Genomic DNA, 6,755 nt, shown 5'->3' on the forward strand with positions numbered 1-6,755 from the left:
GGCTACAAGGGCGGGCAGGGCAAGACGCCCTATCACGGCTACTACTACAAGATCCTCAAGCGCCAGGGGKCCGCGGCGCCAGGCGGAAGCCTCGACTATGTCGTCGGCAGCAAGATGATCGGCGGCTTCGCCCTGCTCGCCTATCCCGCCGAATACGGCACCTCCGGCGTCATGAGCTTCATCGTGAACCACGAGGGTACGGTGTATCAGAAGGATCTGGGACCCAAGACCAGCCGGATCGCGACGCGGATGCGCTCATACGATCCCGACAAGACCTGGGAGAAGGTTTCGGTGCCGCAGAGTTGATGGCAGTCCACCTGGCGGACACGACCGGGAATGGCTTTGGGGCCGATGATGCCGGACAATCGCGAGGTCGAGCTGAAACTCATTCCCATGAGTGGGGACCTCGAGCACTATGCCCGGGCGGCCAAGGCGTTGGGGACAAGCGGGAAGGGCAGGACACGGCGCCTGCACTCCGTCTACTTCGATACCCCCAAGCTCAAGCTGCGGCGCAAGGGCTATTCGCTTCGCATCCGGCATGACGGCCGGAAGAACATCCAGACGGTCAAGTCGAGTGGCGCCGGAGCGATCATGCGCGGCGAGTGGGAGTGCGCCGTCGCGACCGATGCACCGTCGAAGGATACGCTCGCAGGGACGCCTCTGTGCGATGTGCTGGGCGACCGCGACCTGAGCAACTTGCGAGCGGTTTTCAGCACGCAGGTCAGGCGCAGGACCTTCGTCATCATGCGCCCCGATGCGACGGTGGAACTGGCGCTCGACATCGGAGAGATCCAGGGCGATGGCCGGTCGCTGCCGATCTGCGAGGCCGAGCTCGAACTCGCAAGCGGCACGCCGACTGCGCTCCTGAGCTGTGCCCGTGATCTGGCATCGATCGTGCCCTCGCTGCCGGTATTGTCGTCCAAGGGCGAGCGCGGCTTCCGGCTGAGCGCGGGTTCCCCGCAGAGCGCCGTCAGCGAACTGTCCTTCGATGTCACGCCGGGCATGAGCACGGAACAGGCCATCCAGAGCACGTTCTCCACTTGCTTCACCGGACTCTTCGATAACTTTGCCCTGCTCGCGGCGGGCGGCGGCGGCGAGGCGCTGCATCAAGCACGGGTCTGCATTCGCCGGATACGGGCGCTCGCCTCATTGTTCGAGCCGGCCCAGCAATGGCGAGGTGACAATGACCTTTCGCCACGGCTTCGCTGGCTGACCCAGTTTCTTGGTGCATCCCGCGAGGTCGATGTCCTCTGCGAGACCGTCCTGGCAGCGCTCGGCGCCAGCTATGGCAGCGCCCCGGGCGTTGCGGATCTGAGAGCGGTCTTTGAAACCCGGGGCGAGCACGCTCGTGAAACGGCGATCGACTATCTGAAGTCGCCGGCAGCCCTGGAGCTCAGCCTCGACCTGCTCGGCGCGCTGGCACGAACCTCGCCGACGCCGCAACAGGCCGAGCTGCTCCAGATGCCGATCGGGCGCTATCTGAGACGCGAACTTCGGCCGCGACTGAAGTCTTTCCTCAAGCGCTGCCGGCACATCGAACGGCTCGATCCACCCGAACAGCATGAGGCGCGCGTTCGCGCCTAGAAGCTCCGCTACATGATCGACCCMTTCGGTGCGCTTCTGGCCCGGCGAAGCTTCTCCAGCCTCATCGAGCCTCTCCAGACAATCCAGCGCGTCCTTGGCGACCTCAATGACCGCAGGACCGGTGAAGCCTTGCTCATGAGCTATGTCGAGGAGGTGCTGGGCGGGGATAGCGGCGGCAGCCGCATTCTCTTCGCCGCCGGCCTTGCAACTGCGCTCTGCCGCGCTTCCGACACCAAGGACGTGACGGATAGCGCGGCGGCTGCCCGCTCCAGGCTGGAGCGTTCTGATCTCGACTTCGACGAGGGAGAGGATTCCGGCCTGGCATAGCCTGCGCCGCTGGGCTCGCCGGACAAGGCGCAAGGAAGCAATGATGTTCGGTCGCCTTCCAATCCTGAGCGGCTTCTCTGGCTTCTCGCCCGACTGGCTGCGCTTTGACGTGACCGCAGGCCTGGCGGTGGCGGCGGTCGCGATCCCGAGCGCCATTGCCTATCCCGCGATCGCAGGGCTGCCCGTCGAGGTGGGGATCTATGCGAGCATCCTGCCGCTCGTCGGCTATGCGCTCTTCGGGCCCTCCCAAAAGCTCATGCTTGGCCCCGATGCGGCGACGATGACGGTTCTTGCCGCGGTCATGGCCGCGATGCCTGCCGGCTCTCCCGAGGAGCGGGTCGCCACTGCTGCGGCGCTTGCATTGGCTGTCGGCATCCTCAGCCTTCTTGCCAGCACGGTCGGCCTCGGCGCCATCGCGGCCTTCCTGTCCCGGCCGATCCTGATCGGATTCATCAGCGGCATCTCGATATCGATCATGGTGGGCCAGATCGGTCGGCTGACCGGCGTGAAGATCGACGCCGACGGCTTGCTGGCCCCAGTCCTGGAACTGTTGCGAAGATCGGATCTGATCCATTGGCCATCGGTGACGCTGGGAGCGGCGATGCTGGCGCTTCTGCTGATCCTGCCACGCCTGCGCTTTCCGATCCCGGGGCCTCTCGTCGTCGTCGTCGTTGCAGCCATCGCCTCCCATCTGTTCAATTTCGAGGCGATGGGTATCAAGGTCGTCGGCCGCCTGCCAAACACACTCCCGGCCCTGTCGTTTCCCACCGGGGCTGCCTTGCCGCTGCGCGAACTCGTGCTCGGCGCCGGGGCCGTCTGGCTCGTCGGCGTCAGCGCCGGGCTCGTCAGTGCGCGCAGCTTCGGGGTGCGCGGCAATTTTCCGATCGATGCCAACCGCGAGCTCGTCGGCATCGGCGCGGCCAATATCGCATCGGGATTGTTCAGCGGCTTTCCGGTCACCATCTCGGATTCGCGTACAGCGATAAACCTGGCTGCCGGAGCACGATCGCAACTGGCCGGGCTGGTTGCGGCCGGCGCGCTGACGGCGCTGCTGCTCTACCTCAATCAGGCGCTGCGCGTGCTGCCGGTGCCGGCGCTGGGCGCCATTCTGGTCGCAGCGGCGTTGAATCTCATCGACATTTCCGGCTTGAGGGAAACCTGGCGCATCAGCCGGGTCGAGTTCGTCTTTGCGCTGATCAGCATGTGGGGAGCGATCAGCCTGGGGGTGTTGAGCGGCGTGGTGATCGCCATTGCTGGGACCCTGCTTCATCTGCTGCTCAAGGACATGCGACCGCGCGATGCCTTGCTCGGGCGCGCTGCCGGCAGGCCGGGCTTCTACAAACTTCATCGGGTACAGGAGGCGCGGCCCGTTCCAGGGCTGGTGATCTACCTGGTTCAGGGCAGCGTGCTGTTCTTCAATGCCGAATACGTCAAAGCCCGGATCGAGGGTATCGTCGATGCGGCACCGCCGGGGACGCGCTGGCTCGTGATCGACGCCAGCGCGATCGCCCAGATCGATTCAACTGCTGCGGTCATGCTCGGTGAGCTGCAGGGGTGGCTTGCAGAGCGCGGCGTGACGCTGGCCGTCGCGGAGCTGCACCGGGATCCGATGGACATCCTCAGGCGATCGGGTTTTCTCGATGCGATTGGGCCAGGGTTGATTTTCGACGAGCTTCAGGATGCCGTCGGCGCCTTTGAAGCCGAGCGCCGCGTCATTCCAGCAGGCTAAGGCATCGGCCCGAAAAGTGGATTCCGGTTTTTGGGAAAGCCGATGCAAACACAAAAGGTTAGATTATCGGACCGGATACGGTTTCCGGTTCGATGATCTAACCGGCCGGCCGCGAGCGGGCCTCCCGAATGAGGATGTCGACGCTGACGATGAAGACCCAGACCGGGAAGATGATCACGGTCCAATCCAGGAATTGGCTGCCGATCAGGATGATGGCGGCGGCGATATACCCTGTGATCGCCGTTGCGCGTGCGGCAATTCCGGTGCGCAGGACGATCGTCGAGGCCGTCATCAGGAAAACGCCCGCCATTTTCAGGGCGTAGATGCTGGTCAGGTGATAGGCGAGCGACCGCGCAAGCATGAAGGTCATCGATCCCGGCAGGTCCCTGGGAAGCGCGGAATAGGCGATGAGGATGGCTCCGACCGAAGAAGCGGAGACGAAGAGCAGGCCGATGAACAGAAGACCGCTTCCGAGAAAGACCGTCGCAAACAACTTGTCTTCGGCCGCCCCCATCCGGTCGCGGAGGACACCGACGAACCACAGGAACGCGATGCCCGCGAACGGGATCAGGTTGAGCGCGAGCGACACTTTCCAGGATTGCGGACCCAGCCAGTCGCCAGGGTCTCGCGGGTCCAGCCGCACGGTGTCGAGGATCAGAAAAAGCGAGGTAAGCAGCAGCACCGAAAAAAGGATCCCGGCGGCGGYGGCAGCCCTCGGGGTCTTCAGGCCCTTTGCCGGATGCGGGTTGTAGCCACTCGCTAGGGGGTCGGTTGTCATCGTGGTCCAACCCTTCTTTCAAAACGGCTCCAGAACGCTGACGAATCTCCGGGAAACACGCCGTTTTGTCAGGCGCCAGGTTCCCATTGGTTTGTTGCGGTGGCAATCGAACTGCACGGACATGATGCAAGGCTGGCTGGCTCTGCCCGACTGATCGCAAGTCATTGCTACGAGATAAGGCCCAGTTGCTCCGCGGAGAGGACAAGCTCGGCTATCGAGCGTGCGGCCATCTTTTCCATCACATTGTGCCGGTGAGCCTTGACGGTGCGAATGGTGGTTCCGAGTTCGTAGGCGATCTGCTTGTTCATCCGGCCTCGCGCCACAAGAGCGAAGACCTCGCGTTCCCGCGGGGTGAGGCTGCCGAGCCGGAGCGCTCGCGATACAGCACCATCGTCATTGTGCCTGGTGCGGCGACAGCGTGCGAGCGCCCGGTTTATCGCATCGAACAGCACGTCCTTGGTGACCGGCTTCGTCAGGAAATCCTCTGCGCCGGCCTTGATCGTGCGGACACTGGTTGGAATGTCGCCATGACCGGTGAGGAAGATCACGGGCAATCGCGATCCGGCCGCATTGAGGCGGAGCTGAAGATCAGGGCCGCTCACGCCTGGAATATCGACGTCGAGCAGAATGCAGCCGTCCGTTCCTTCGTCGGGAAGCTGGTCCAGGAGCTCGGCTCCGGTCCCGTATGATTTCGTCTGGAAGCCGGAGGCTTCGAGCAAGCGAACCATTGCGGTCCTGAAGGAGATGTCGTCATCGACCAGATAGATATTGGCTGGCATGGAGGCGCTTCATGTCTTCATGGCGGGGAGATGGATGTGGAAGGCAACACCGCCATCATCGCGGTTGTCCACCCAGATCCGCCCGCGATGGGCGAGAATGATCTTCCTGCTGATCGCCAGGCCGAGCCCCATTCCATCGGCTTTGGTGGTGTAGTACTCGTCGAAAATTCTCGACAACGACTGAGGCGGGACTTTCGGTCCGTAGTTGATGATGGATATCTCGACGATGCCTCGTCCGTGAAATGCACTCTTTACGATGATATCTCTTCGAGAACTGCCATGGCCGATGATGGCATCGAGCGCGTTGATGGTGATGTTGAGGATCACCTGCTGAATCTGGATGGCATCGGCCGGGATCTCCGGAAGATTCTCGTCCAGCTCTGATCTCAGACCGATATCGTTTGCGGCAGCGCGGCTGGATACGAGCCGGAATGTATCGCGGATGCAGCGATTCAGATCGATCGTCTGAGCAGGCGATGGCGCGAGTCGGATCATGTTCCGCACGCGGTCGATGATCTCGACCGCGCGCATTTCGTCCCGTTTGATGTCCGCGACAATGTCCTGAAGCTCCGCGATGCTGGGGGCCGCATTCTTGAGGATGATCTCGGCCGCTTCAGTATTGATGAGGATTGCGCTGAGCGGTTGCTTGAGTTCGTGCGCTATGTACGCGGACATTTCTCCCAGCGAAATCCGCCGATTGACCGTCATGGCTTCCGAAATGAACTGACTTGCCTCCTGCTCGGCCACGGCGCGTCGTTGGCGTTCGAACAGGAACAGGAGGATCAGCAACGCTTGCAGGAAAAAGGCGATCGAGATGCCTGCGATCGACCAGCCATATTGTTCCCAGGCTGTGGGCCGACGAGCGACGATGTCTAAGTACTTGGTACTATTCAACACTTCGTCCGGTCCGGAGCCGAGGACGAGATTGAGGAGAAGGCCGGAGATCACCGCCAGCGCGAAGACGCCACAAAGGATCAGGTATCGATGCCGGCCGGCGTGCAGCGTCGCCGTCGGGATCTCGCCCCCCGCGCGAAATCGAACGTCCAGTGCTACCTCAGAGCGTTGCAATATGGCCTCCCGGTGGCTGCCTCACTTCGTTGCGTTTCAGCAGGTTTCCGCGACCCAGTGCCTCGCGAAACTCGTTTCCTGGTGGTCGTCCAGTTTCTGGCGCTTCGGCAGCTTGATCTTCTCGCGCGGCGGCGCCTCGTAGGGGATCGAGGACAGGATATGAGAGATGATGTTCAKCCGGGCGCGGCGCTTGTCGTCGGAATGGACGGCAAACCAGGGCGCCCAGCTCGTATCACTTGCCCGGAACATGTCGTCGCGGGCACGGGAATAGTCATTCCAGCGGCCATAGGATTTCAGATCCATAGGCGACAGCTTCCAGATCTTGCGCGGGTCGGTGATGCGCTCCTCGATCCGGCGCGTCTGCTCCTTCGGGCTGACCTCAAGCCAGTATTTCAGCAGGATGATGCCGGATTCGACGATGACTTTCTCGACGCTCGGGACTGCGAACAGGAAGGCCTGAGCCTGTTCCTCCGTACAGAACCCCATCACC

8 protein-coding genes are annotated in these 6,755 nt (G+C 62.7%); 4 read left to right on the top strand and 4 right to left on the bottom strand.

What is annotated here, in order from left to right; translation table 11 throughout:
• The 4 genes from AC1DJT_RS32770 to AC1DJT_RS32785 form a co-directional block, all read left to right on the top strand.
• The coding region (locus AC1DJT_RS32770) for a DUF2950 family protein (protein ID WP_476835715.1) at positions 1 to 306 on the top strand (306 nt) is incomplete at its 5' end.
• 30 nt (positions 307 to 336) lie between these two features.
• Complete coding sequence (locus AC1DJT_RS32775; RefSeq protein ID WP_476769980.1) at positions 337 to 1,584, top strand: CYTH and CHAD domain-containing protein; 1,248 nt, start codon at positions 337 to 339, stop codon at positions 1,582 to 1,584.
• Between the two features lie 12 nt (positions 1,585 to 1,596).
• Entirely contained in the window at positions 1,597 to 1,911 is a 315-nt protein-coding gene (locus AC1DJT_RS32780; RefSeq protein WP_476769981.1) for a hypothetical protein, read from the top strand.
• A gap of 43 nt (positions 1,912 to 1,954) precedes the next feature.
• On the top strand, positions 1,955 to 3,640 hold the full coding sequence (locus AC1DJT_RS32785) for a SulP family inorganic anion transporter (protein ID WP_441509103.1): 1,686 nt from the start codon (positions 1,955 to 1,957) through the stop codon (positions 3,638 to 3,640).
• 97 nt (positions 3,641 to 3,737) lie between these two features.
• On the opposite strand, the gene AC1DJT_RS32790 is transcribed toward AC1DJT_RS32785, so the two are convergent.
• From AC1DJT_RS32790 to AC1DJT_RS32805, 4 genes are all read right to left on the bottom strand, one after another.
• Positions 3,738 to 4,322: a hypothetical protein gene (locus AC1DJT_RS32790; RefSeq protein WP_476835716.1), complete on the bottom strand. Its 585-nt coding sequence runs from the start codon at positions 4,320 to 4,322 to the stop codon at positions 3,738 to 3,740.
• 263 nt (positions 4,323 to 4,585) lie between these two features.
• Positions 4,586 to 5,197: a response regulator transcription factor gene (locus AC1DJT_RS32795; RefSeq protein ID WP_441509105.1), complete on the bottom strand. Its 612-nt coding sequence runs from the start codon at positions 5,195 to 5,197 to the stop codon at positions 4,586 to 4,588.
• A 9-nt stretch (positions 5,198 to 5,206) separates the two neighbouring features.
• On the bottom strand, positions 5,207 to 6,265 hold the full coding sequence (locus AC1DJT_RS32800) for a sensor histidine kinase (protein ID WP_476777377.1): 1,059 nt from the start codon (positions 6,263 to 6,265) through the stop codon (positions 5,207 to 5,209).
• Between the two features lie 36 nt (positions 6,266 to 6,301).
• Positions 6,302 to 6,755: polyphosphate kinase 2 family protein (locus tag AC1DJT_RS32805; protein ID WP_476835717.1), on the bottom strand; the 454-nt coding region annotated here is incomplete at its 5' end.

This window comes from Allobosea sp. 05T422_2 (assembly GCF_056396265.1).

Bases quoted from the DNA above. Each gene is read 5' to 3' on its own strand.
- AC1DJT_RS32775 (WP_476769980.1), top strand. From the start codon at position 337: ATGGCTTTGGGGCCGATGATGCCGGACAATCGCGAGGTCGAGCTGAAA.
- AC1DJT_RS32785 (WP_441509103.1), top strand. From the start codon at position 1,955: ATGTTCGGTCGCCTTCCAATCCTGAGCGGCTTCTCTGGCTTCTCGCCC.
- AC1DJT_RS32795 (WP_441509105.1), bottom strand. From the start codon at position 5,197: ATGCCAGCCAATATCTATCTGGTCGATGACGACATCTCCTTCAGGACC.